Origin of the sequence: Pseudomonas sp. 13B_3.2_Bac1 (assembly GCF_025466205.1) — a bacterium.
Classification (GTDB): Bacteria; Pseudomonadota; Gammaproteobacteria; order Pseudomonadales; family Pseudomonadaceae; genus Aquipseudomonas; species Aquipseudomonas fluorescens_H.
On the sequence record NZ_JANLOG010000115.1, the window covers coordinates 1 to 21,952 of the forward strand.

Annotated in this window: 19 protein-coding genes; 13 read left to right on the forward strand and 6 right to left on the reverse strand. The window is 61.0% G+C overall.

Features of this window, described 5'->3' with window-relative positions:
* Positions 1 to 274: 274 nt before the first annotated feature.
* Together NTD85_RS18920 and NTD85_RS18925 are read right to left on the reverse strand one after the other, a co-directional pair.
* Positions 275 to 1,768 carry a CoA-acylating methylmalonate-semialdehyde dehydrogenase gene (locus NTD85_RS18920; protein ID WP_003221397.1) on the reverse strand — a complete coding sequence of 498 codons (1,494 nt, stop codon included), beginning with the start codon at positions 1,766 to 1,768 and terminating at the stop codon, positions 275 to 277.
* 76 nt (positions 1,769 to 1,844) lie between these two features.
* On the reverse strand, positions 1,845 to 3,194 hold the full coding sequence (locus NTD85_RS18925) for an aspartate aminotransferase family protein (RefSeq protein WP_003221395.1): 1,350 nt from the start codon (positions 3,192 to 3,194) through the stop codon (positions 1,845 to 1,847).
* 138 nt (positions 3,195 to 3,332) lie between these two features.
* Here NTD85_RS18925 and NTD85_RS18930 point away from each other — a divergent pair, with 138 nt between their 5' ends.
* From NTD85_RS18930 to NTD85_RS18960, 7 genes are all read left to right on the forward strand, one after another.
* Positions 3,333 to 4,253 (forward strand): LysR family transcriptional regulator, encoded by a 921-nt coding sequence (locus tag NTD85_RS18930; protein ID WP_007968115.1) that lies wholly within the window; start codon positions 3,333 to 3,335, stop codon positions 4,251 to 4,253.
* A gap of 130 nt (positions 4,254 to 4,383) precedes the next feature.
* Positions 4,384 to 5,772: a uracil-xanthine permease family protein gene (locus NTD85_RS18935; protein ID WP_262142912.1), complete on the forward strand. Its 1,389-nt coding sequence runs from the start codon at positions 4,384 to 4,386 to the stop codon at positions 5,770 to 5,772.
* Between the two features lie 87 nt (positions 5,773 to 5,859).
* Positions 5,860 to 6,510 carry a TetR/AcrR family transcriptional regulator gene (locus NTD85_RS18940; RefSeq protein ID WP_262142913.1) on the forward strand — a complete coding sequence of 217 codons (651 nt, stop codon included), beginning with the start codon at positions 5,860 to 5,862 and terminating at the stop codon, positions 6,508 to 6,510.
* A gap of 7 nt (positions 6,511 to 6,517) precedes the next feature.
* Entirely contained in the window at positions 6,518 to 7,099 is a 582-nt protein-coding gene (locus tag NTD85_RS18945) for an IMPACT family protein (RefSeq protein WP_103484554.1), read from the forward strand.
* 604 nt (positions 7,100 to 7,703) lie between these two features.
* On the forward strand, positions 7,704 to 9,251 hold the full coding sequence (locus tag NTD85_RS18950; RefSeq protein WP_262142914.1) for an ABC transporter ATP-binding protein: 1,548 nt from the start codon (positions 7,704 to 7,706) through the stop codon (positions 9,249 to 9,251).
* Between the two features lie 15 nt (positions 9,252 to 9,266).
* Positions 9,267 to 10,373 carry an ABC transporter permease gene (locus NTD85_RS18955; RefSeq protein WP_262142915.1) on the forward strand — a complete coding sequence of 369 codons (1,107 nt, stop codon included), beginning with the start codon at positions 9,267 to 9,269 and terminating at the stop codon, positions 10,371 to 10,373.
* Positions 10,373 to 11,299, forward strand: coding sequence for an ABC transporter permease (locus tag NTD85_RS18960; RefSeq protein WP_226499971.1), 927 nt, complete (start codon positions 10,373 to 10,375; stop codon positions 11,297 to 11,299). Before NTD85_RS18955 ends, NTD85_RS18960 begins: the two co-directional genes overlap by 1 nt.
* Positions 11,300 to 11,377: 78 nt before the next feature.
* Here NTD85_RS18960 and NTD85_RS18965 read toward each other — a convergent pair whose 3' ends face one another.
* Complete coding sequence (locus NTD85_RS18965; RefSeq protein WP_003221383.1) at positions 11,378 to 11,803, reverse strand: hypothetical protein; 426 nt, start codon at positions 11,801 to 11,803, stop codon at positions 11,378 to 11,380.
* 83 nt (positions 11,804 to 11,886) lie between these two features.
* Here NTD85_RS18965 and NTD85_RS18970 point away from each other — a divergent pair, with 83 nt between their 5' ends.
* From NTD85_RS18970 to NTD85_RS18980, 3 genes are all read left to right on the forward strand, one after another.
* Complete coding sequence (locus NTD85_RS18970; protein ID WP_103484559.1) at positions 11,887 to 12,237, forward strand: MerR family transcriptional regulator; 351 nt, start codon at positions 11,887 to 11,889, stop codon at positions 12,235 to 12,237.
* A gap of 25 nt (positions 12,238 to 12,262) precedes the next feature.
* On the forward strand, positions 12,263 to 12,949 hold the full coding sequence (locus tag NTD85_RS18975; RefSeq protein WP_003221379.1) for an SDR family oxidoreductase: 687 nt from the start codon (positions 12,263 to 12,265) through the stop codon (positions 12,947 to 12,949).
* Positions 12,950 to 13,208: 259 nt separating this feature from the next.
* Positions 13,209 to 14,567: an 8-oxoguanine deaminase gene (locus NTD85_RS18980; protein WP_262142916.1), complete on the forward strand. Its 1,359-nt coding sequence runs from the start codon at positions 13,209 to 13,211 to the stop codon at positions 14,565 to 14,567.
* 124 nt (positions 14,568 to 14,691) lie between these two features.
* On the opposite strand, the gene NTD85_RS18985 is transcribed toward NTD85_RS18980, so the two are convergent.
* Positions 14,692 to 15,783, reverse strand: coding sequence for a calcium:proton antiporter (locus NTD85_RS18985; protein WP_262142917.1), 1,092 nt, complete (start codon positions 15,781 to 15,783; stop codon positions 14,692 to 14,694).
* A gap of 288 nt (positions 15,784 to 16,071) precedes the next feature.
* Here NTD85_RS18985 and NTD85_RS18990 point away from each other — a divergent pair, with 288 nt between their 5' ends.
* From NTD85_RS18990 to NTD85_RS19000, 3 genes are all read left to right on the forward strand, one after another.
* A complete protein-coding gene (locus tag NTD85_RS18990) occupies positions 16,072 to 17,145 on the forward strand; it encodes a BMP family ABC transporter substrate-binding protein (protein WP_262142918.1) in 1,074 nt (357 codons plus the stop codon).
* Positions 17,146 to 17,288: 143 nt separating this feature from the next.
* Entirely contained in the window at positions 17,289 to 18,254 is a 966-nt protein-coding gene (locus NTD85_RS18995; protein WP_262142919.1) for a 2-oxoglutarate and iron-dependent oxygenase domain-containing protein, read from the forward strand.
* 82 nt (positions 18,255 to 18,336) lie between these two features.
* Positions 18,337 to 19,290 (forward strand): adenosine deaminase, encoded by a 954-nt coding sequence (locus tag NTD85_RS19000; protein WP_103484564.1) that lies wholly within the window; start codon positions 18,337 to 18,339, stop codon positions 19,288 to 19,290.
* Between the two features lie 119 nt (positions 19,291 to 19,409).
* Here NTD85_RS19000 and NTD85_RS19005 read toward each other — a convergent pair whose 3' ends face one another.
* Complete coding sequence (locus NTD85_RS19005) at positions 19,410 to 20,792, reverse strand: MFS transporter (RefSeq protein ID WP_262142920.1); 1,383 nt, start codon at positions 20,790 to 20,792, stop codon at positions 19,410 to 19,412.
* A 129-nt stretch (positions 20,793 to 20,921) separates the two neighbouring features.
* Complete coding sequence (locus NTD85_RS19010; protein WP_003221367.1) at positions 20,922 to 21,653, reverse strand: ArsR/SmtB family transcription factor; 732 nt, start codon at positions 21,651 to 21,653, stop codon at positions 20,922 to 20,924.
* Positions 21,654 to 21,952: the final 299 nt, after the last annotated feature.

Sequence of the window (21,952 nt, forward strand, 5' to 3'; positions counted from 1 at the left end):
CGATCGAGAAGATCGAACCGTCAAAAGAGCCAAACATCACCGCTCTTTCAACTCCTTCCATGCCTCGATGAACTGAAGCAACCCGCTGCCGAAAAATGCGTAACTCATTGAATTTCAAGGAGTTTTCCGTTTCGACTGCGCCGTAAGTGGGGCGAATTATAGACCTCCAGAATCTGCCGTCAACAGCTTTTTTCACATTTCTGTCATATCGGTCAAAAAGCCCCGAAAACACGAAGGCCGACCTCTAGAGGTCGGCCTTCGTCGTGCCTTCTACTTACAAGCTAGGGAACGCGAATTGCGAAGCTTCATGGCTCGCACGTTGCGGCCAGCGCTGAGTGATGGCCTTGCGACGCGTGTAAAAGCGCACACCATCCGGGCCATAGGCATGCAGGTCGCCGAACAGCGAACGCTTCCAGCCGCCGAAGCTGTGGTAGGCAACCGGTACCGGCAGCGGTACGTTGACGCCGACCATGCCGACTTCGATCTCGTCGCAGAACAGACGCGCCGCTTCACCGTCACGGGTAAAGATGCAGGTGCCATTGCCGTATTCGTGATCGTTGATCAGCTTCATCGCCTCTTCCAGGCTGTTGACCCGGACCACGCACAACACCGGCCCGAAGATCTCTTCCTTATAGATGCGCATTTCAGGGGTGACGTTGTCGAACAGGCAGCCGCCGAGGAAGAAGCCCTCTTCATGACCCGGAATGCTCAAGCCACGACCATCGACCACCAGGGTTGCGCCCGCTGCCACGCCGTCATCGACATAACCGCTGACCTTGTCCCGCGCTTGACCGGTTACCAGTGGGCCCATGTCCAGACCGCACGAAGTGCCGGCACCGATTTTCAGCGCCTTGATCTGAGGGACCAGTTTCGCCACTAGCGCATCCGCCACCTGATCACCGACACACACCGCGACCGAAATCGCCATGCAGCGCTCACCGCAAGAACCATACGCTGCGCCCATCAGCGCGCTGACCGCATTGTCCAGATCCGCATCCGGCATCAGTACCGCATGGTTCTTCGCCCCGCCCAGTGCCTGAACGCGTTTGCCGCGCTTGGTGCCTTCGGCGTAGATGTACTCGGCAATCGGCGTCGAGCCGACGAAGCTCAATGCTTTGACTTCCGGCGCTTCGATCAACGCGTCCACTGCAGTCTTGTCGCCATGCACCACGCTCAGCACGCCTTTGGGCAGACCGGCCTCGATCAGCAATTGAGCGATCAGCAGCGTCGAGCTTGGGTCACGCTCGGACGGCTTGAGGATGAAGCAGTTACCGCAGACGATCGCCAGCGGGTACATCCACAGTGGCACCATCGCCGGGAAGTTGAACGGCGTGATACCGGCAACCACACCCAGTGGCTGGAAGTCCGACCAGGCATCGATGTTCGGGCCGACGTTGCGGCTGTACTCGCCCTTGAGAATTTCCGGGGCAGCGCAGGCGAACTCGACGTTCTCGATACCGCGCTTCAGTTCACCGGCAGCGTCTTCGAGGGTCTTGCCGTGTTCTTCGCTGATCAATTGCGAGATGCGTGCTTCGTTCTGCTCCAGCAGTTGCTTGAAACGGAACATCACTTGAGCACGTTTGGCCGGAGGGGTGTTGCGCCATGCCGGGAACGCAGCTTTGGCGGCGTCGATTGCATGTTGAATGGTTTCGCGGGTGGCCAGCGGCAGCTTGTGGATCGCCTGACCGGTGGACGGGTTGAACACATCAACCGCGCGACCGTTCTCGGTCACCAGTTCGCCATTGATCAAATGCGGGATAACGCTCATCGAAAACTCCTGAATTCTTGTGTACAGACGCCCGCATGGGGCGCCTGTTATTCGCAGGTATATATAGAGGGAAAAATCAGTCGAGCTTGTTCAGCACTTCGCCAACCGCGTCGAACAGACGATCGAGGTCTTGCGGCTTGCTGTTGAAGGTTGGGCCGAACTGCAGGGTGTCGCCGCCGAAGCGCACATAGAACCCGGCTTTCCACAGGGCCATGCCGGCTTCGAATGGACGCACGATGGCGTCGCCGTCACGAGCCGCGATCTGAATCGCACCGGCCAGGCCGTAGTTACGGATGTCGATGACGTTTTTCGAACCTTTCAGGCCGTGCAGGGCATTTTCAAAATGCGGCGCGACTTCGGCCACGCTCTGCACCAGGTTTTCCTTTTGCAGCAGGTCGAGTGCCGCCAGGCCAGCGGCGCACGCCACCGGGTGGGCCGAGTAGGTGTAGCCGTGGGGGAATTCCACCGCGTATTCCGGAGTCGGCTGATTCATGAAGGTCTGGTAGATCTCGGAGCTGGCAATCACTGCACCCATCGGAATCGCGCCATTGGTGACTTGCTTGGCGATGCACATCAGATCCGGGGTCACGCCAAAGCTCTCGGCGCCGAACATCGAACCGGTGCGGCCGAAGCCGGTAATCACTTCGTCGAATACCAGCAGGATGTTGTGCTGATCACAGATCTCGCGCAGACGCTTCAGGTAACCCTGAGGCGGAACCAGCACACCAGCGGAACCGGCCATCGGCTCAACGAAAACCGCCGCGATGTTCGACGCGTCGTGCAGTTCGATCAACTTCAGCAGTTCATCGGCGAGGGCGATACCGCCCTGCTCCGGCATGCCACGGGAGAATGCGTTGCTGGCCAGCAGCGTGTGCGGCAGGTGATCGACGTCCATCATCGCCTGACCGAACAGCTTGCGGTTGCCGTTGACGCCGCCGAGGCTGGTGCCGGCGATGTTCACGCCGTGATAGCCACGGGCACGGCCGATCATTTTGGTCTTGGTCGACTGACCTTTCAGGCGCCAGTAGGCACGGACCATTTTCACCGCGGTGTCGGCGCATTCGGAGCCGGAGTCGGTGAAGAACACGTGATTCAGGTTGCCCGGAGTCAGGTCAGTGATTTTCTCGGCCAACTGGAACGACAACGGGTGGCCGTACTGGAAGCCTGGCGAGTAATCGAGGGTGCCCAGTTGCTTGGAAACCGCTTCCTGGATTTCCTTGCGGGTGTGCCCGGCGCCGCAGGTCCACAGACCGGACAGCGAATCGTAGATCTTGCGGCCCTTGTCATCGAACAGCCAACTGCCCTCGGCACCGACGATCAGACGCGGATCGCGCTGGAAGTTGCGGTTGGCGGTGTACGGCATCCAGTGCGCGTCCAGCTTCAGTTGGCTGGCCAGTGGCGACGGCGCGTTTTCAGGCATGTTCATCGGGCAAAACCTCGCAGGGCATAAGCATCAGGGAGATAAAAAGCGTTGTTGCAGCTAAATTGCCACGCGGATAAAGTCGGTGAAATCCAACTTTTCTAACCTTCAGTTAGAAGCCTGCTAAACAATGAGAACAACAGCATGAGCAGCCGCCGCCCCGATCCACTGGCCCAGGTCAGTGATTTTGATATTCGCCTGCTGCGGATTTTCCGCAGCGTGGTGGAGTGCGGCGGCTTCTCGGCGGCGGAAACCGTGCTCGGCATCGGACGCTCGGCAATCAGCCAGCAAATGAGCGATCTCGAACAGCGCCTCGGCCTGCGCTTGTGTCAGCGCGGCCGCGCCGGGTTTTCGCTGACTGAAGAGGGCCGCGAGGTTTACCAATCGGCGCTGCAACTATTGAGTGCGCTGGAAAGTTTCCGCACCGAGGTCAACGGCCTGCACCAGCACCTGCGCGGCGAGCTGATCATCGGCCTGACCGACAACCTCGTCACCCTGCCCCACATGCGCATCACCCATGCCCTCGCCCAGCTGAAGGAGCGCGGGCCGGACGTGCAGATCCAGATCCGCATGATCGCGCCCAACGAAGTCGAACAAGGCGTACTCGACGGTCGCCTGCATGTCGGCGTGGTGCCGCAGGCCAGCGCACTGTCGGGGCTGGAATATCAGCCGTTGTACAGCGAACGCTCGCTGCTTTATTGCGCGGTCGGCCACCCGCTTTTCTATGTCGATGACAAGCAACTGGATGACGAACGTCTTAATAGTCAGGACGCAATTGCGCCGACGTTTCGTTTGCCGGCGGAGATTCAGGCGCATTATCAGGCGCTCAATTGCACCGCCAGTGCGTCTGACCGCGAGGGCATGGCGTTTTTGATTCTGACCGGGCGTTATATCGGTTACCTGCCGGATCACTACGCCAGCCTGTGGGTGCAGCAGGGGCGCTTGCGTGCGCTGAAATCGACAACGCGGTTTTATGATTTGAGTCTGGCATCGGTCACGCGCAAGGGACGGCGCCCTCATTTGGTGCTGGAGAGCTTTCTCGAAAGCCTCGCTGCGACGCGTTGAAAGCAAGATCAAAAGATCGCAGCCTTCGGCAGCTCCTACATTTGGCGATCGCAACCCCTGAAAGCTGAGCAATTGGACAGGTTTTTGCAGTGAAGGCTGAACTCGATCCCTGAACAAGAAGCCCTCAGCCATGCAGCCAGATTCTGAAACGTCCAGCGACCTGATCTACGGCCTCGACGATCGTCCCAAACCACCCGCCGCGATCCTCGCCGCCCTGCAACACGTGCTCGCCAGTTTCGTCGGCATCATCACCCCGCCGTTGGTGATCGGCTCGGCCCTCGGCCTGACCGCACATCTGCCGTACTTGATCAGCATGGCGCTGATGGTTTCCGGGGTCGGCACCTTTATTCAGGCGCGGAGGCCGTTCGGCATCGGCGCCGGGATGATCTGCTTGCAAGGCACCAGTTTCGCCTTTCTCGGCGCGGTGCTGTCGGCCGGGTTTCTGGTCAAGCAGCGTGGCGGCAGCCCGGAAGACATTCTGGCGATGATCTTCGGCGTGTGTTTTTTCGGTGCCGTGGTGCAGATCGTCCTCAGCCGTTTCATCGGTCAATTACGCCGGGTCGTTACGCCGCTGGTAACCGGGATTGTTATTACTCTGATCGGCGTCAGTCTGATCAAGGTCGGCATCACCGATCTGGGCGGTGGTTTCAATGCGCCGGACTTCGGTGCGCCGGGCAATCTGGCGCTGGGTGTGTTCGTGTTGCTGACGATAATCCTGCTCAATCGCTCGAACACGCCGTGGGTGCGGCTGTCGGCAATCATCATCGGATTGCTGCTCGGCAGTCTGGCCGCGTGGTTCAGTGGCAAACTGGTTCCGCAGTCGTTGCCTGACTTGCCCCTGGTCAGTCTTCCCGCACCGTTCAAGTTCGGTTTCAGCTTTGACTGGACGGCTTTCCTGCCCGTTGCGCTGATTTATCTGATCAGCACCATCGAAACCGTCGGCGACCTCACGGCCAACTGCATGCTCGCCCGCCAGCCGATCAGCGGCCCCTCTTATATAAGCCGACTGCGCGGCGGCGTGCTCGGTGACGGCGTCAGCTGCATGATCGCCGCCACCTTCAGCGCTTTCCCCAACACCACGTTTGCGCAGAACAACGGCGTGATCCAGTTGACCGGCGTCGCCAGCCGCTACGTCGGGCTGTACATCGGCGCGATTCTGTTTTGTCTTGGCCTGTTCCCCATGATCGGCGCGGTGCTGCAGCAGATCCCGAAACCGGTGCTCGGCGGCGCCACCCTGGTGATGTTCGGCAGCGTAGCAGCGGCCGGGGTGCGGATTCTCGCGCAGTCGCCGCTGGACCGACGCAGCATGCTGATCATTGCCACCTCACTCGGCGTCGGCCTGGGTATTGCCGCGCAACCGAACCTGCTGCACCTGTTGCCGAAACTGGTGCAAAACCTGTTCGATTCGGCGATCACCAGCGGTGGCCTGACCGCGATCTTCCTGTGTCTGTTGCTGCCGGAGGCGAAAACCACCCGCGTCGAATCCGCCGCGCCGCTGAACAAGATCGAACAGGCGTAACGGTTTTATTGCATCAGGACTTGTCGGATGCCTGTGGGTGCGTTATCAACGCAACTGGTTGCACCCACAGACAAACCGGAAGTGCCTATGACCTTTGAAGTCCCCGCTCATGGCGGCAAACCCGCCAGCCGCATTCGTCAGAAGAACGAAGAGACCATCCTCAAAGCCGCCGAAGACGAGTTCGCCCGTCACGGTTACAAAGGCACCAGCATGAACACCATTGCGCAGAATGCCGGGTTGCCCAAAGCGAACCTGCATTACTACTTCACCAACAAGTTGGGGTTGTACGTGGCGGTGCTGAGCAACATCATCGAACTGTGGGACAGCACCTTCAACACCCTGACGGCCGAGGACGATCCGGCCGAAGCGCTGACCCGCTACATTCGCGCCAAAATGGAATTCTCCCGCCGCCAGCCACAGGCCTCGCGGATCTTTGCGATGGAAGTGATCAGTGGCGGCGAATGCCTGACCGAGTATTTCAACCAGGATTACCGCGCCTGGTTCCAGGGCCGCGCGGCCGTGTTCCAGGCGTGGATCGATGCGGGCAAGATGGACCCGGTGGATCCGGTGCACCTGATTTTCCTGCTGTGGGGCAGCACCCAGCATTACGCCGACTTCGCCACGCAGATCTGTCGCGTCAGCGGTCGCAGCAAGCTGACCAGGCAGGACATGGAAGACGCCGGCAACAACCTGATCCGCATCATTCTCAAAGGCTGCGGCCTCACCCCGACTATTTAAGACGTTTATGCCTTTCACCCTCAGCGGTTTTTGCGAGTACCGCGAAGAGATTCGCAAGAGCCGCTTCATCACCTTCGCGGCGCCGATCGGCAGCCCCGCCGACGCGCAGGCGTTCTTCGAACAACACAGCGACTTGAACGCCTCGCATAACTGTTGGGCGTGGAAGCTCGGTGCGCAATACCGCAGCAACGACGACGGCGAACCCGGCGGCACCGCCGGACGACCGATTCTGGCGGCCATCGAGGCGCAGGATTGCGATCAGGTCGCAGTGCTGGTGATCCGTTGGTATGGCGGCATCCAACTGGGCACCGGCGGTTTGGCCCGGGCCTATGGCGGCGGCGCGAACAAGTGCCTGCAAGCGGCGGCGAAAGTCGAGTTGATCAGCCGTGTGCCGCTCAGTTGCGCCTGCGGCTTTGCCGAATTGGCATTGGTGAAGCTGCGGGTGGCGGATCTGGGTGGGTTAATCGTCGAAGAAAACTTCACCGCCAATGGCGTGGAGTTGCAGTTGGCGCTGGGCGAGGCGCAGATCGAGTTGCTGCAAACGCAATTGGCGGATTTGAGCCGTGGGCGGATTGTGCTGCAGCGTTAGAAGGGCAAAAGATCGCAGCGTGCCGCAGCTCCTACATTGGGAATGTGTTCTCCCTGTAGGAGCTGCCGAAGGCTGCGATCTTTTAGGGCATCGACGGATTCCTTTATTCCAATAACTTGCCCACATCTGCTGTGCACCCGACTGTGGATAACCTGAGTACATTCCGCTGTAACCCTTCTGTCACGTGGCTTTGCGGGATTTGTTCACTTTTCGCGCAATTCACATGAAGAAAGTTTAATTACGCGTAAAAACAATCAGTTAGAGCTGTTTATCGCCATTGGGAGATAGCACTCCCGCGCTTATGCCAAGGTTTTCTGATTGCGCACAAATACTGTGGAGCAACCTGTGGATAACCCGTTCATGACTCGCGCAGTCGCAGGTTCTGCATAGCTCCCGACAGTTTGCTCGTTTTTTAACCAAATATCCGCGAGCAAAACTGGAGCCTGATCAACACCTTTGCTCCCAATTGGTGCCGAAGAATTCACCGACTTTCCGCCGAGGCCCTACTCCAACCGTTCGCACTCAAGGGATGCGGAGGTTCCTGACTCAATGGCCAGGAAATTGCTTTATCCACAGGCACAACTCCAAGCCAGTCGAGCCTGTCATGCCAAGCCCAGATTCAACGCCGCGCCTGCAACTGCGCCAGATCAGCAAACGCTACCCCGGTTGCCTGGCCAATGACGCCATCGACCTGTGCATCGCGCCCGGGGAAATCCACGCGCTGCTCGGTGAGAACGGCGCGGGCAAAAGTACCTTGATGAAGATCATCTACGGCGTCACCCAGGCCGATGCGGGAGAGATGCTCTGGCAGGAGCAGCGCGTAAATATCCGCAACCCGGCGCAGGCCCGACAGTTGGGGATCGGCATGGTGTTCCAGCATTTCTCGCTGTTCGAAACCCTCAGCGTCGCGCAGAACATTGCTCTGGCAATGGGCGCCAAGGCTGGCACGCCGAAACAGCTTGAGCCGAAGATTCGCGAAGTGTCGCGCCGCTACGGCATGGCGCTGGAGCCGGAGCGACTTGTCCACAGCCTGTCGATTGGCGAACGGCAACGGGTGGAGATCATTCGTTGCCTGATGCAGGACATTCGCCTGCTGATCCTCGACGAGCCGACGTCGGTGCTGACGCCGCAAGAGGCCGACGAACTGTTCATCACCCTGCGCCGCCTCGCCGCCGAGGGCTGCAGCATTCTATTCATCAGCCACAAGCTCGCTGAAGTGCGCGCCCTGTGCCATAGCGCCACGGTTCTACGCGGCGGGCGCGTCGCCGGGCATTGCGTGCCGGCCGAATGCTCGGATCAGCAGTTGGCGCAGATGATGGTCGGCGCAGCGGCGGCGTTGATCGGCGAATACCCGAAGGTCAACGGCGGCGCGGACTTTCTACGGGTCAACGGTTTGCGCTGGCACAACCCCGATCCCTTCGGCTGCTCGTTGAGCGACATCAATCTGCAAGTGCGCAGCGGCGAAATAGTCGGTATCGCCGGGGTCGCGGGCAATGGACAGGATGAGTTGCTGGCGCTGCTCAGCGGTGAACAAACCCTGCCCCGCGACAGCGCGACAACCATTTGTTTCGCCGGGCAAGCGGTCGCCGATTTGCGCCCGGATGCGCGGCGCCAACTCGGTCTGGCATTTGTCCCGGCAGAACGCCTGGGCCACGGCGCGGTGCCGGAATTGAGCCTTGCCGACAACGCCTTGCTCACGGCCTTTCAACAGGGACTGGTGCGCAACGGTTTGATCGAGCGCGGCAAAGTCGAAGCCCTTGCCCAGCAGATCATTCAGCGTTTCGGGGTGAAAACCGCGGGCACGCACGCTGCCGCACGCAGCCTGTCCGGCGGCAATCTGCAGAAATTCATTCTTGGCCGGGAAATCCTTCAGCAACCGAAACTGCTGATCGCCGCGCACCCGACCTGGGGCGTGGACGTGGGTGCGGCGGCGATCATCCACCGCGCACTGATTGCCCTGCGCGATGCCGGCGCGGCGATCCTGGTGATCTCTGAAGACCTCGACGAACTGTTCCAGATCAGCGACCGCCTCGGCGCCCTGTGCGCGGGGCGTCTGTCGCCGCTGCAGAACACCACCGACACCCTGCTGAGCGATGTCGGCGGCTGGATGGCCGGGCACATCAACCACGCGCATTCATCGGCCACGGCCTGACGGAGTTTTCCCAACATGCTGCTTTCCCTCGAACCCCGTGGCCAGCAATCGCGCCTGATGCTGTGGTGCTCGCCGCTGCTGGCGGCGCTGCTGACCCTCGGCTGCGGCTCGCTGCTGTTCATCGCCCTGGGGCATGACCCGCTGCAAACTTTGCACACGCTGTTGATCGCACCGGTCAGCGATCTGTATGGCGTCTCCGAACTGCTGGTCAAGGCGCTGCCGATTCTGCTCTGCGCACTCGGTCTGGCGGTGGCTTATCAAGCGCGGATCTGGAACATCGGCGCCGAAGGTCAGTTGCTCCTCGGTGCACTCGCCGGCAGCGCCTTGGCGGTGAACATCATCGACCTGCAAAGCCGCTGGGCACTGGTGCTGATCCTGCTCACCGGCACCTGCGCCGGCGCCGCTTGGGCCGGGCTGACGGCATGGCTGCGCACGCGCTTCAACGCCAACGAAATCCTCACCAGCATCATGCTCAATTACATTGCGCTGAACCTGTTGCTGTTCTGCGTGCACGGGCCGCTGAAGGATCCGGCCGGCTACAACTTTCCCGAGTCGGCGATGTTCGGCGACGCCAGTCGCCTGCCGCTGCTGATGGAGGATGGCCGGGTGCATGCCGGGGTGTATTTCGCCCTGCTCGCGCTGGTTGCGGTGTGGGTGTTGTTGCAGAAAAGCTTTGTCGGTTTCCAGATCAAGGTGCTCGGTCTGGACAAGCGTGCGGCGGGGTTTGTCGGTTTTCGCGAGAAACGTCTGATCTGGCTCGCGCTGTTGATCAGCGGTGGTTTGGCCGGGCTGGCCGGGGTCTGCGAAGTCACCGGGCCGATCGGGCAATTGGTGCCGCAAGTCTCGCCGGGGTACGGCTATGCGGCGATCACCGTAGCGTTTCTCGGCCGGCTGAATCCGATTGGCATTCTGTTCTCGAGCCTGCTGATGGCGCTGCTGTACATCGGCGGCGAGAGCGCGCAGATGACCCTGAATCTGCCGCAAGCAATCACACAACTATTCCAGGGAATGATGCTGTTTTTCCTGCTGGCCTGCGACGTGCTGATTCTCTATCGGCCACGCCTGAAACTGCGCTGGGCACGGCGCGCGTCGACCACCGCCATAACCGCCGGAGCGCTGTGATGGATATCGATCTGCTGAGCAATATTTTCTACGCCATGGTGCGCTGCGGCACGCCGCTGTTGTTGGTGGCGCTGGGTGAGTTGATCTGCGAGAAGAGCGGCGTGCTCAACCTCGGACAGGAAGGGATGATGCTGTTTGGAGCGGTGATCGGTTTTATCGTCGCCCTCAACAGCGGCAACCTGTGGCTCGGCGTGTTGCTGGCGATGCTCGCGGGGATGCTCTTGTCATCGCTGTTTGCCCTGGTGGCGCTGGTGTTCAACGCCAATCAGGTGGCGACCGGTCTGGCGCTGACGATCTTCGGTGTGGGCCTGTCGACCTTTGTCGGCGCGACGTGGGTCGGCAAGCCGCTGGCCGGATTCGAGCCCTTGGCGATTCCATACTTGAGCGAAATTCCGCTGATCGGCCGGATGCTGTTTGCCCAGGATTTGCTGGTGTATCTGTCGTTCGCGCTGTTTGCGCTGGTGGCGTGGGTGATCATCAAAAGTCGTGTCGGCTTGATCATTCAGGCCGTTGGCGAGAACCCGGATGCGGCCAGTGCCATGGGCTTGCCGGTGCTGACCGTGCGCACACTGGCGGTACTGTTTGGCGGAGCGATGGCCGGGTTGGCGGGGGCGTATCTGTCGCTGGCGTACACGCCGATGTGGGCCGAAAACATGACCGCCGGGCGCGGCTGGATTGCGCTGGCGCTGGTGGTGTTTGCCAGTTGGCGGGTGTGGCGCTTGTTGCTCGGGGCGTACCTGTTCGGCCTCGCCAGCATCCTGCACCTGGTGGCGCAGGGGTTGGGTCTGGCGATTCCGTCGAGTCTGCTGGCGATGCTGCCGTATGTGGCGACGATTGTGGTGTTGGTGCTGTTGTCGCGGGATGCAGTGCGGACTCGGTTGTATGCGCCGGTTTCGCTAGGGCAGCCGTGGCAGGCCGGGCATTAATGGTTGTTTACAAGGGCCTCTTCGCGAGCAAGCCCGCTCCCACAGGTTCTGCGGCGATCACACATTTCGCGAACGACACTAACCCTGTGGGAGCGGGCTTGCTCGCGAAGGCGTCCGAACGGGCAACACCTGAGCCACGCCCCACGCCAGTTCAAAAACCAGAAAAACCACTAGCAACGAGCTGGCGCCATGGGCCAAGGCATACCCCTGCCAAGCCGCAAACAGCAACCGCGCCACCGCGTCATAGCGCCCATAAAGCGCCTGCGGATCACGAATCCGCAGCACCGCCCACACGCACACCACCGAACCCAACAGATTCGCCATCAGCATATGCGCCGGCGCGAACGCCGGCAGTTCACCGGGCAAATCCAGCGCCTGACTCAGCGCCGTCAACGCCCCATGCAACGCGGCAAAACTCCACGGCGTGGCAAACGCGGCCGTGACGATCAGGTCATACCAGGCGCTGCCGCGCACCACGTTTCGATACTGGGTCGAAGTCCACATCGTCCTTGCTCCAAAATTTGAGGAGCAACCACGGTAAAGCCTGGAGTATGCTCCAGGGTCAATACCTCTTTTTGAGACCCCGCATGCGCATCGGTGAATTAGCCCAGGCCAGTGCCGTCAGCCGCGATACCTTGCGCTTCTACGAGCAGCGCGGGCTGATCGCGGCGCAACGCAGTGCCAACGGTTACCGCGACTACCCGCCGGAAATGCTGCAACTGGTGCTCTACATCAAAACCGCGCAGCGCCTGGGTTTTACCCTCGGCGAAATCGGCAACAGCGTCGCCGCGTTGTGGAACGCGCCCGACCCGGAAAACGCCGTGGCGCAACTGCTGCGCGACAAACTGCAATTGATCGAAACCCGCATGAGCGAACTCGATGTGTTGCGACGAGAGTTGCAACAACGGCTCGGTCAGGCGTGTCCATTGAATCCATGAACCGTAACTTTCAAGGAATCCCGTCATGTCCCAGGCAAAAAACGCACTGATCATCGGCGCCTCCCGTGGCTTGGGCCTCGGGCTGGTGAAAACCCTGCTGGCTGACGGCTGGCAAGTGACCGCCACCGTGCGCAATCCGCAAAAGGCAGAGGCGCTGCAAGCGCTGGGTAACGTGCGGATCGAGAAACTCGACATGGACGACCAGCAAGCAGTGATCGCCCTGAGCCAACAGCTCAAGGGCGAGACCTTCGACCTGCTGTTCGTCAACGCCGGGGTCAAAGGTCCGGAGGTGCAAACCCCAGGCGGCGCGACACTGGCCGAAGTTGGCCAGCTGTTTTTCACCAACGCCGTGGCGCCGATCAACCTCGCGCAGCGCTTCGTCGGACAGATCCGCGACGGCAGCGGCGTGCTGGCGTTCATGAGTTCCGGCCTGGGCAGCGTCACCGTACCGGACGCGCCGGAGCTGGCGCTGTACAAGGCGAGCAAGGCCGCGCTGAATTCGATGACCAACAGTTTCGTCACCCAGTTGGGCGAACAGAAACTCACCGTGCTGTCGCTGCATCCGGGCTGGGTGAAGACGGACATGGGCGGCGAAGGGGCTGACCTGGATGTGGAGACCAGCACTCGCGGGCTGATTGATCAGGTGAATGCGTATACCGGCAAGGGCGGGCATCACTTCATCAACTACAAGGGTGAAACCATTCCCTGGTAAACACTGAAGATCCCAATGTGGGAGCGAGCCTGCTCGCGAATGCGGTATGTCAGGTAACTGATCTATTGACTGACACGACGCTTTCGCGAGCAAGCCCGCTCCCACAGAGGCAGTGTATGTTGGCCGTCGGGTTGGGCTTGCCCGATCCGGCGATTTGTTTGAAACTCCGCACCTCGTCCTTCGCGGCGACCCTGGATCAGCAGACAGGGCAACACTGAGCTGGCAACCCTGAACCCAACTTTCAGAGGAGCCGGCCACAATGCCTGCGACCCGTACCTGGTTAAAAAATCCCCTCGCCATTTTCACGGCCAACGCGCTCGATGCCCGTGGCGGTCTGGTGCTGCAAGACGGCGTGATCGTCGAAGTGCTCGCTGCCGGTCAGCAACCGTCCGCGCCATGCAATGAAGTGTTCGATGCCCGCGAGCATGTGATCCTGCCGGGCCTGATCAACACCCATCACCATTTCTATCAAACCCTGACTCGCGCCTGGGCGCCGGTGGTCAATCAGCCGTTGTTCCCGTGGCTGAAAACCCTGTACCCGGTGTGGGCGCGGCTGACCCCGGAAAAACTTGCCCTCGCGACGAAAGTGGCTTTGGCTGAATTGCTGCTGTCGGGTTGCACCACCGCCGCCGACCACCATTACCTGTTCCCGGACGGTCTGGAAAACGCCATCGACGTGCAAGTCGACACCGTGCGGGAACTGGGCATGCGCGCCATGCTCACCCGCGGTTCGATGAGCCTCGGCGAGAAGGACGGCGGTCTGCCGCCGCAGCAGACCGTGCAGGAAGGTCAGGTGATTCTCGACGACAGTCAGCGGCTGATTCATGAGTACCATGAGCGCGGTGACGGCGCGCAAATCCAGATCGCCCTGGCACCGTGCTCGCCGTTTTCGGTGACCCCGGAAATCATGTCGGCCAGCGCCGAACTGGCGAACAGACTCGACGTGCGCCTGCACACCCATCTGGCCGAAACCCTCGACGAAGAAGATTTCTGCCTGCAGCGTTTCGGCCTGCGCACCGTGGATTATCTGGACAGCGTCGGCTGGCTCGGACCACGCACCTGGCTGGCTCACGGCATCCACTTCAACCCGGACGAAATCGCTCGCCTCGGTCAGGCCCGCACCGGTATCTGCCATTGCCCGAGTTCGAACATGCGTCTGGCCTCCGGCATCTGCCCGAGCATCGACTTGACCGATGCCGGCGCGTTGTTCGGTCTGGGCGTGGACGGTTCGGCCTCCAACGACGCGTCGAACATGATCCTCGAAGCGCGGCAGGCGCTGTACATCCAGCGTCTGCGTTATGGCGCGGAAAAAATCACCCCGGAGCGCGTGCTCGGCTGGGCGACCAAGGGCTCGGCGAGCCTGTTGGGGCGTACCGACATTGGTGAGCTGGCGGTGGGCAAGCAGGCGGATCTGGCGTTGTTCAAGCTGGATGAGCTGCGCTTCTCGGGCAGCCATGATCCGATTTCGGCGCTGTTGTTGTGCGGTGCCGATCGTGCGGATCGGGTGATGATTGGCGGCAAGTGGCGGGTGATTGATGGCCAGGTTGAAGGGCTGGATCTGAAGGGCCTGATCGCTGATCACAGCCAGGCGGCTCGCCAGTTGATCGCCGGGACCTGATCCCAACACTAAACCCTGTGGGAGCGGGCTTGCTCGCGAAGGCGTCGTGTCATTCAGATTTAGCCTGCCTGACACACCGCTTTCGCGAGCAAGCCCGCTCCCACATTTGGATTTGTGTATGTCCTTAAAGGCCCAGCAGGGAGAGCATGATGAACGTCGCAAACAGCACAAAGTGCGTCATGCCCTCGATCGCATTGGTCTCGCCGTCATTCAGGTTGATCGCACTGACGATCAGCGTGATGAAGATCATCACCGTCTGCACCGGGGTCATCGCCATCTGAAACGGCTGGCCGGTGTAGAGCGCCATCGCTTCCATCACCGGCACGGTGAGGATCACCGTCGACAGTGACGCGCCCATCGCAATGTTCACCACCGACTGCATACGGTTGGCCAACGCGGCACGCAACGCCGTCAGAATCTCCGGCGCCGCGGAAATCGCCGCCACCAGAATCGCCGTGATCACTGGCGGTGCGCCCGTGCCTTCCAGGCCCAGATCAAGGGTCTTGGACATCACTTCGGCCAGTGCGCCGATCACCACCACCCCGAACACCAGAATGCCGATCGACCAGGTCAGGCTCAGCGGTTTCGACTCATCCTCCACCGGTGCTTTCTTGCGGCGCTTGTCCGGGTAGCTGTAGCTGAAAAAGTAGCTGTGCGGGCCGACCTGCATGCGCAGGAACAACGCATAAAGCACTACCATCGCACCGATGGTGAACGCCGAGTAAATCTTCCAGTTGGCCGCCGGAATAAACTCCGGCACCACCATCGACACGCCCATCGCGGTGAGGATCATCACGCTGTAGCTGCGCGCCGAATCATCGTTGTACGACTGCTCGCCGTGCTTGAGCCCGCCCATCAACGCGGCGAGGCCGAGGATGCCGTTGATGTCGAGCATCACCGCCGAATAAATCGTGTCACGCACCAGTGTGGCGGACGCCTCGTTGCTCATCATGATCGCCAGGATCACCACTTCCACCAGCACCGCAGCGAGGGTCAGGATCATCGTGCCGTAGGGGTCGCCGACTTTTTCCGCGAGCAGTTCGGCATGATGGGCGACGCGCATCGACGCGGCGACGATGAAGGCGATCAGCACCAGGCCAGAAATCAGCGCGACGATCTGTCCGCTTTGCAGCATCCAGTGTTCCAGCGGATAGGCGATGCACGCGGCAATCACTGCCAGCAATAGAAAGCTTTCTTGCTTGAGGATCGTGAGCATGGCGGGCCTTTTTGCCGAGAGGTTCGAATGAGCTACTGACTGCGGCGTGGCGCTAACGTTTCGTTACACCTTAGCGCACCAGCCGATGGCAGCTGGTTTCAACCATGCACTTTTATCGTTCCTGCCGGCCTCTTCGCGGGCAAGCCCGCTCCCACATTTGGAATGCATTCCCCTGTGGGAGCGGGCTTGCTCGCGAAGGCCGCGCCTCGGTTTCGGATTGTTTGTTGTCCTGTTGGTCAGCAATTTGCATTGCCCCTGTCCACACACAACAAAATGGAGCTCCAATTCATGCAAATACGTCCGCTGCATAAACTGCTGTGCGCCGCCATCGGTCTGGGGATCAGCCTGAGCGCCAGCGCTGCCGATCCGCTGAAGGTGGGTTTCGTCTACATCGGCCCGATCGGCGACCACGGCTGGACGTATCAGCATGAACAGGGGCGCAAGGCACTGGCGGAGAAATTCGGCGCGCAGATCAGCACCAATTACGTCGAGAACGTGGCCGAGGGCGCCGACGCCGAACGGGTGATCCGCAACATGGCCAAGGACAACTACGACCTGATCTTCACCACCTCCTTCGGCTACATGAACCCGACGCTGAAAGTCGCCAAACAGTTTCCCAAGGTGACCTTCGAACACGCCACCGGCTACAAGCAGGACAAGAACCTCGGCACCTATCTGGCGCGCACCTACGAGGGTCGTTATGTCGGCGGTTTTCTCGCGGCGAAGATGACCAAGAGCAAGAAGGTCGGTTACGTCGCCTCGTTCCCGATTCCGGAAGTGATCCGCGACATCAACGCGATCCAGTTGGCGCTGAACAAGTACAACCCTGGCACCGAAATCAAGGTGGTGTGGGTCAACTCGTGGTTCGACCCGGGCAAGGAAGCCGATGCCGCCAACGCGCTGATCGATCAGGGTGTGGACGTGGTGTTCCAGCACACCGACAGCCCGGCGCCGATCCAGGCCGCCGAACGGCGTGGCGTGTACGCCGTGGGTTACGCCTCGGACATGGCGCACTTCGGCCCGAAAGCGGTGCTGACCTCGATCGTCAACGACTGGGCGCCGCACTACATTCAAGCCACGCAAAGCGTGATCGACCACAGCTGGAAATCCCAGGATTACTGGGGCGGGTTGAAGGAAGGCACGGTTGAACTGCCGATCAGCGACCTGGTACCGGCGCCGGTGAAAGCCGAGGCCGAGCAGATCATTGCCGACATCAAGAGCGGTACGCTGCAACCGTTCACCGGGCCGATCAAGGATCAGGCCGGCGTGGAGAAAATCCCTGCTGGGGTGAGCGCAACCAATGCCGAATTGGCGTCGATGAACTATTACGTGGAAGGGATGAAGGCCGAGATGCCGAAGTAATCCCGGCCCCACCACCCTTCCCCTGTGGGAGCGGGCTTGCTCGCGAAAGCGGTGTGTCAGTCACCGATGATGTTGAATGACACACCGCTATCGCGAGCAGGCTCACTCCTACAATGGTTCTTCAGCGTTCTTTAGGATTGTGTATGGATCAGCTCCCGATCATCGACATCAGCCCGCTCTATAGCGACGACCAAAACGCCTGGCCTGCCGTGGCGGAAAAGATCGACCAAGCCTGCCGCGAATGGGGCTTTTTCTACATCAAGGGCCATCCGATTTCCGCGCAGCGCATCGACTCGCTGCTCGACCACGCCCAGCGTTTTTTTGCGCTACCGGCAGAAGAAAAACTCCAGATCGATATCACCCAGACCCGCCACCATCGCGGCTACGGTGCGATCGCCACCGAACAGCTCGACCCGGACAAACCCAGCGACCTCAAAGAAACCTTCGACATGGGCTTGCACTTGCCGGCGAATCATCCCGAGGTGCTCGCGGAAAAACCCTTGCGCGGGCCCAACCGTCATCCGCCAATCGCCGGTTGGGAAGCGCTGATGGAGCAGCACTACCTCGACATGCAGGCGCTTGCACAAACCCTGTTGCGTGCGATGACGATTGCGCTGGGCATCGAACGCGACTTCTTCGACACTCGCTTCCATCAGCCGGTCAGTGTGCTGCGGATGATCCACTACCCGCCGCGCCACACTGCCAGCAGCGCCGAGCAGCAAGGCGCCGGAGCGCACACCGATTATGGCTGCATCACCCTGCTCTATCAGGACAGCGCTGGCGGCCTGCAAGTGAAGAGCGTCAAAGGTGAATGGATCGACGCGCCACCGATTGACGGCACCTTCGTGGTCAACCTCGGCGACATGATGGCGCGCTGGAGCAATGACCGTTATCGCTCGACGCCGCACCGGGTGATCAGTCCGCTGGGGGTGGATCGCTATTCGATGCCGTTCTTCGCCGAGCCGCATCCGGACACCCGTATCGAATGCCTGCCCGGTTGCCAGGACGCACAGCATCCGGCGAAATATCCGACCACCACCTGCGCCGAATTCCTGCTGTCGCGCTTCGCCGATACCTACGCCTATCGTCGCGAGCCGCAAGCGGTGTGATGGATCGCTTGGTCAGGTTTTGCCAATTGTTTCGGCGCGCATCTGTAGAATGGCCGCCATCTGCACCTGATGAGAAAAGAATATGTACGATTGGCTCAACGCCCTGCCCAAGGCCGAACTGCACCTGCATCTGGAAGGCTCGCTGGAGCCTGAGTTGCTGTTCGCCCTGGCCGAACGCAACAAGATCGCCCTGCCGTGGAGCGATGTCGAAACCCTGCGCAAGGCCTACGCCTTCAACAACCTGCAGGAATTCCTCGACCTGTATTACCAGGGCGCCGACGTGCTGCGCACCTCGCAGGACTTCTACGACCTGACCTGGGCCTACCTGCTGCGCTGCAAAGCGCAGAACGTGATTCACACCGAACCGTTCTTCGACCCGCAGACCCACACCGACCGTGGCATCCCGTTCGAAGTAGTGCTCAACGGCATCGCCGCGGCACTCAAGGATGGCGAGCAGCAACTGGGCATCACCAGCGGTTTGATCCTGAGCTTCCTGCGCCACCTGAGCGAAGACGAAGCACAGAAAACCCTCGATCAGGCGCTGCCGTTCCGTGATGCGTTTGTCGCCGTCGGCCTCGACAGTTCCGAGATGGGTCACCCGCCAAGCAAGTTCCAGCGTGTGTTCGACCGCGCCCGTGACGAAGGCTTCCTGACCGTCGCCCATGCCGGTGAAGAAGGCCCGCCGGAGTACATCTGGGAGGCTATCGACCTGCTGAAAATCCAGCGCATTGACCATGGCGTACGCGCCATCGAAGACGAGCGTCTGATGCAGCGGATCATCGACGAGCAGATCCCGCTGACCGTGTGCCCACTGTCGAACACCAAGCTCTGCGTGTTCGATCACATGTCGCAGCACAACATCCTCGACATGCTCGAGCGTGGGGTGAAGGTCACCGTCAACTCCGATGACCCGGCGTACTTCGGCGGCTACGTCACCGAGAACTTCCATGCGCTGCATGAGCACTTGGGCATGACCCAGGATCAGGCCAAGCGCCTGGCGCAGAACAGCCTGGATGCGCGCCTGGTAAAACCGTAAGCACTACGCAAATCCCCTGTGGGAGCGGGCTTGCTCGCGAAAGCGGTGTGTCAGTCGACATATTGGTTGAATGACACACCGCTTTCGCGAGCAAGCCCGCTCCCACATTGAGTCCGTGCTCAGCTGGCAGTTTCGGTTTCAGTCAGCTCTTCCAGCGTCCTGCCCCGCGTCTCCATCCCGAACAGCCACACCACCCCCGCCGCAATCGCAAAGCACAGCGCCCCCAGCGCAAACACCCCACCCTGCCCGGTAATCGGGAACACCAACCCGGTCACAAACGGCCCGAGCAACGAACCAACGCGGCCAATCGCCGAGGCAAAGCCCGAGCCGGTGGCGCGCGCTGAGGTCGGGTATAACTCCGGCGTGTAGGTGTAGAGCACTGCCCACATGCCGAACAGGAAAAACTGCATCAGTAGCCCGGAGCTGATCAGCAACGCGACGTTGCCGCCGAACACCGCGCTCTGCCCGTAGAGAAACGCCATCACACCGCCGCCGAGCAACGTCACGATGCACACCGGCTTGCGCCCCCAGCGTTCCACCAGCCACGCCGCCATCAGAAACCCGGGAATCCCGCCCAGCGATATCAACACGGTGTAATACACCGACTGGGTCACGGCAAAACCCGACTGTTGCAACAACGCACTGAGCCACGATGTCAGTCCGTAAAACCCGAGCAAGGCGAAAAACCACAGGCTCCAGATCATCGTCGTGCGCTGGCGGTATTGTGGCGACCAGATCTGCTTGAGCGCCGAGAAGAAGTTACCCGGCGGCGTCACTGTCCTTGGCAGGCGCACCGGCTCCGGCAGCGTCGCGACACCGAGCGATGTACGCACGCGCGCCTCGATGGCGTTCAGGACCTTGTCCGCCGCTGCATGGCGTCCGGCCTGTTCCAGCCAGCGTGGTGATTCGGGGATAAAGAACCGGATCGCCAGCACGAATACCGCCGGCACCGCCAACACCAGAAAGATGTCGCGCCAGCCAATCAACGGCAGCAGGAAGTACGACAGCACCCCGGCTGCGACAAAACCCAACGGCCAGAAACCGTCCATCAACGCAATGTAACGCCCGCGTCGTTGCGCCGGGATCAGCTCGGACAGCATCGACTGCGCAATCGGAAACTCCATGCCCATGCCGATTCCGAGCAGGATGCGGAACAGCGTCAGGCTCTCCACCGTTTGCGCGGTCGAACACAGGTAACTGGCCACGCCCCACAGCACGATGCTCCACTGGAACACCGGTTTGCGCCCGAAGCGGTCGGCGAGCATGCCCGACAGCGACGCCCCCAGCACCATGCCGAAGAAACTCGAACTGGCGAGCAGGCCCGCTTGCGCACTGCTCAAGCCAAACTCGGTTTTGATCGAGCCGAGCAGGAACGTCATCATGGCCAGGTCCATGGAATCGAAAAAGAACGCCAGGGCGATGATGATGAAAATGCCCCGGTGATAACCGCTGAGCGGTAGCCGTTCCAGGCGTTCTGCCGCGCTGAAGTTTCGCGTATCCATGTCCCATCCCCCCTCCACAATGTGTGCGGATCGAGTGTGCGGGATTACGCCTCAGCGCTTTTTCTGGATACGACCTGTTCGCAGTCACAGGCGACGCCAGCGTCGAAGTGTCGGCCGGCGAACGCTCTACTACGCCAATTCCAGCTCGGTTTCCTTGGCGAAACGGTGGATTTCCCGTTGCCCGGCCGGGGTCACCTGCAACGCGCGGGAGTCCTTGGGCAGCGCCAGCCAGCCGGACTGCATGAACAGTTGCAGCACCGCCGCGCCGAGTGAGCCGCCCAGGTGCGGGCGACGTTCGCTCCAGTCGGGACACGCGCACGCCACCTGGGCCTTGCGATGGGCGAGGGCCTGAATGAACACCCCGCGGTTGGCCAGTTGTGTCGAGCCTTTGAGCGTCACCACGACCCGCTGCTCGATCTGTTCGAGCCAGCCGGCATCGAGCAGACGCTGATACAGATCGGCGGCCAGCGTGCCCCCCAAATGGTCATCGCAAAAGCGCGCACGCAGCAGCGAAGACGGCGCGGTCTGGGGATTGGCGCTCGGCGTCGAGCGTTTGAATACGTGAGGAATGTCCCGCGGTGCGCTGGCGATCGTGGCGCTGGCCAGAGCTTCGATGGCCGCTGCGATTTCCGGGGCAGCCAGGCGGAAAAAGCGCTTGCGCCCGCGAACCTCGACCTTCAACAGGCCCCCGCCGGACAAACGCCCCAGATGCGCACTGGCCGAGGATGGCGACAACCCTGCCAGCAGCGCCAGCTCTTCGGTCTGGCGGGCCGAGCCATCCATCAACGCCCACATCATCGCACTGCGCTTGGGGTCGGCCAGCAGCGTGGCGATCTGGCTGATGCAAGGTGCATGTTCCATGTATTCACTCCCTGTTGAATCGTATCGTCTACTGCTCGAAGACATCTTGACCACTAATGGGTCGTCGGCCAAGACGGGTAAAACGCCATGAACCGGAGCACGCCAGGCCAGTGCTGCTGCCCCCGTCAATGGCGTGTCCGCGGCGTTTGTGCAGCGCTCGCCCGGCCCTGCAAAAACCGGCCGGATTCTGTCCTGGCCGGTTATCGGTGCAGGTTTGAGGCGGTGGCTAGTATAAGCGGGATGCACGCCGCTTCCTGCGCCGTGGCTGACACGAATGGTGATAGTTCCTGAGAGAAATT

What these genes read in the sequence shown, in the direction of transcription:
- NTD85_RS18920 (WP_003221397.1), bottom strand. Translation starts at nt 1,768, where the DNA reads ATGAGCGTTATCCCGCATTTGATCAATGGCGAACTGGTGACCGAGAAC.
- NTD85_RS18925 (WP_003221395.1), bottom strand. Translation starts at nt 3,194, where the DNA reads ATGAACATGCCTGAAAACGCGCCGTCGCCACTGGCCAGCCAACTGAAG.
- NTD85_RS18930 (WP_007968115.1), top strand. Translation starts at nt 3,333, where the DNA reads ATGAGCAGCCGCCGCCCCGATCCACTGGCCCAGGTCAGTGATTTTGAT.
- NTD85_RS18935 (WP_262142912.1), top strand. Translation starts at nt 4,384, where the DNA reads ATGCAGCCAGATTCTGAAACGTCCAGCGACCTGATCTACGGCCTCGAC.
- NTD85_RS18940 (WP_262142913.1), top strand. Translation starts at nt 5,860, where the DNA reads ATGACCTTTGAAGTCCCCGCTCATGGCGGCAAACCCGCCAGCCGCATT.
- NTD85_RS18945 (WP_103484554.1), top strand. Translation starts at nt 6,518, where the DNA reads ATGCCTTTCACCCTCAGCGGTTTTTGCGAGTACCGCGAAGAGATTCGC.
- NTD85_RS18950 (WP_262142914.1), top strand. Translation starts at nt 7,704, where the DNA reads ATGCCAAGCCCAGATTCAACGCCGCGCCTGCAACTGCGCCAGATCAGC.
- NTD85_RS18955 (WP_262142915.1), top strand. Translation starts at nt 9,267, where the DNA reads ATGCTGCTTTCCCTCGAACCCCGTGGCCAGCAATCGCGCCTGATGCTG.
- NTD85_RS18960 (WP_226499971.1), top strand. Translation starts at nt 10,373, where the DNA reads ATGGATATCGATCTGCTGAGCAATATTTTCTACGCCATGGTGCGCTGC.
- NTD85_RS18965 (WP_003221383.1), bottom strand. Translation starts at nt 11,803, where the DNA reads ATGTGGACTTCGACCCAGTATCGAAACGTGGTGCGCGGCAGCGCCTGG.
- NTD85_RS18970 (WP_103484559.1), top strand. Translation starts at nt 11,887, where the DNA reads ATGCGCATCGGTGAATTAGCCCAGGCCAGTGCCGTCAGCCGCGATACC.
- NTD85_RS18975 (WP_003221379.1), top strand. Translation starts at nt 12,263, where the DNA reads ATGTCCCAGGCAAAAAACGCACTGATCATCGGCGCCTCCCGTGGCTTG.
- NTD85_RS18980 (WP_262142916.1), top strand. Translation starts at nt 13,209, where the DNA reads ATGCCTGCGACCCGTACCTGGTTAAAAAATCCCCTCGCCATTTTCACG.
- NTD85_RS18985 (WP_262142917.1), bottom strand. Translation starts at nt 15,783, where the DNA reads ATGCTCACGATCCTCAAGCAAGAAAGCTTTCTATTGCTGGCAGTGATT.
- NTD85_RS18990 (WP_262142918.1), top strand. Translation starts at nt 16,072, where the DNA reads ATGCAAATACGTCCGCTGCATAAACTGCTGTGCGCCGCCATCGGTCTG.
- NTD85_RS18995 (WP_262142919.1), top strand. Translation starts at nt 17,289, where the DNA reads ATGGATCAGCTCCCGATCATCGACATCAGCCCGCTCTATAGCGACGAC.
- NTD85_RS19000 (WP_103484564.1), top strand. Translation starts at nt 18,337, where the DNA reads ATGTACGATTGGCTCAACGCCCTGCCCAAGGCCGAACTGCACCTGCAT.
- NTD85_RS19005 (WP_262142920.1), bottom strand. Translation starts at nt 20,792, where the DNA reads ATGGATACGCGAAACTTCAGCGCGGCAGAACGCCTGGAACGGCTACCG.
- NTD85_RS19010 (WP_003221367.1), bottom strand. Translation starts at nt 21,653, where the DNA reads ATGGAACATGCACCTTGCATCAGCCAGATCGCCACGCTGCTGGCCGAC.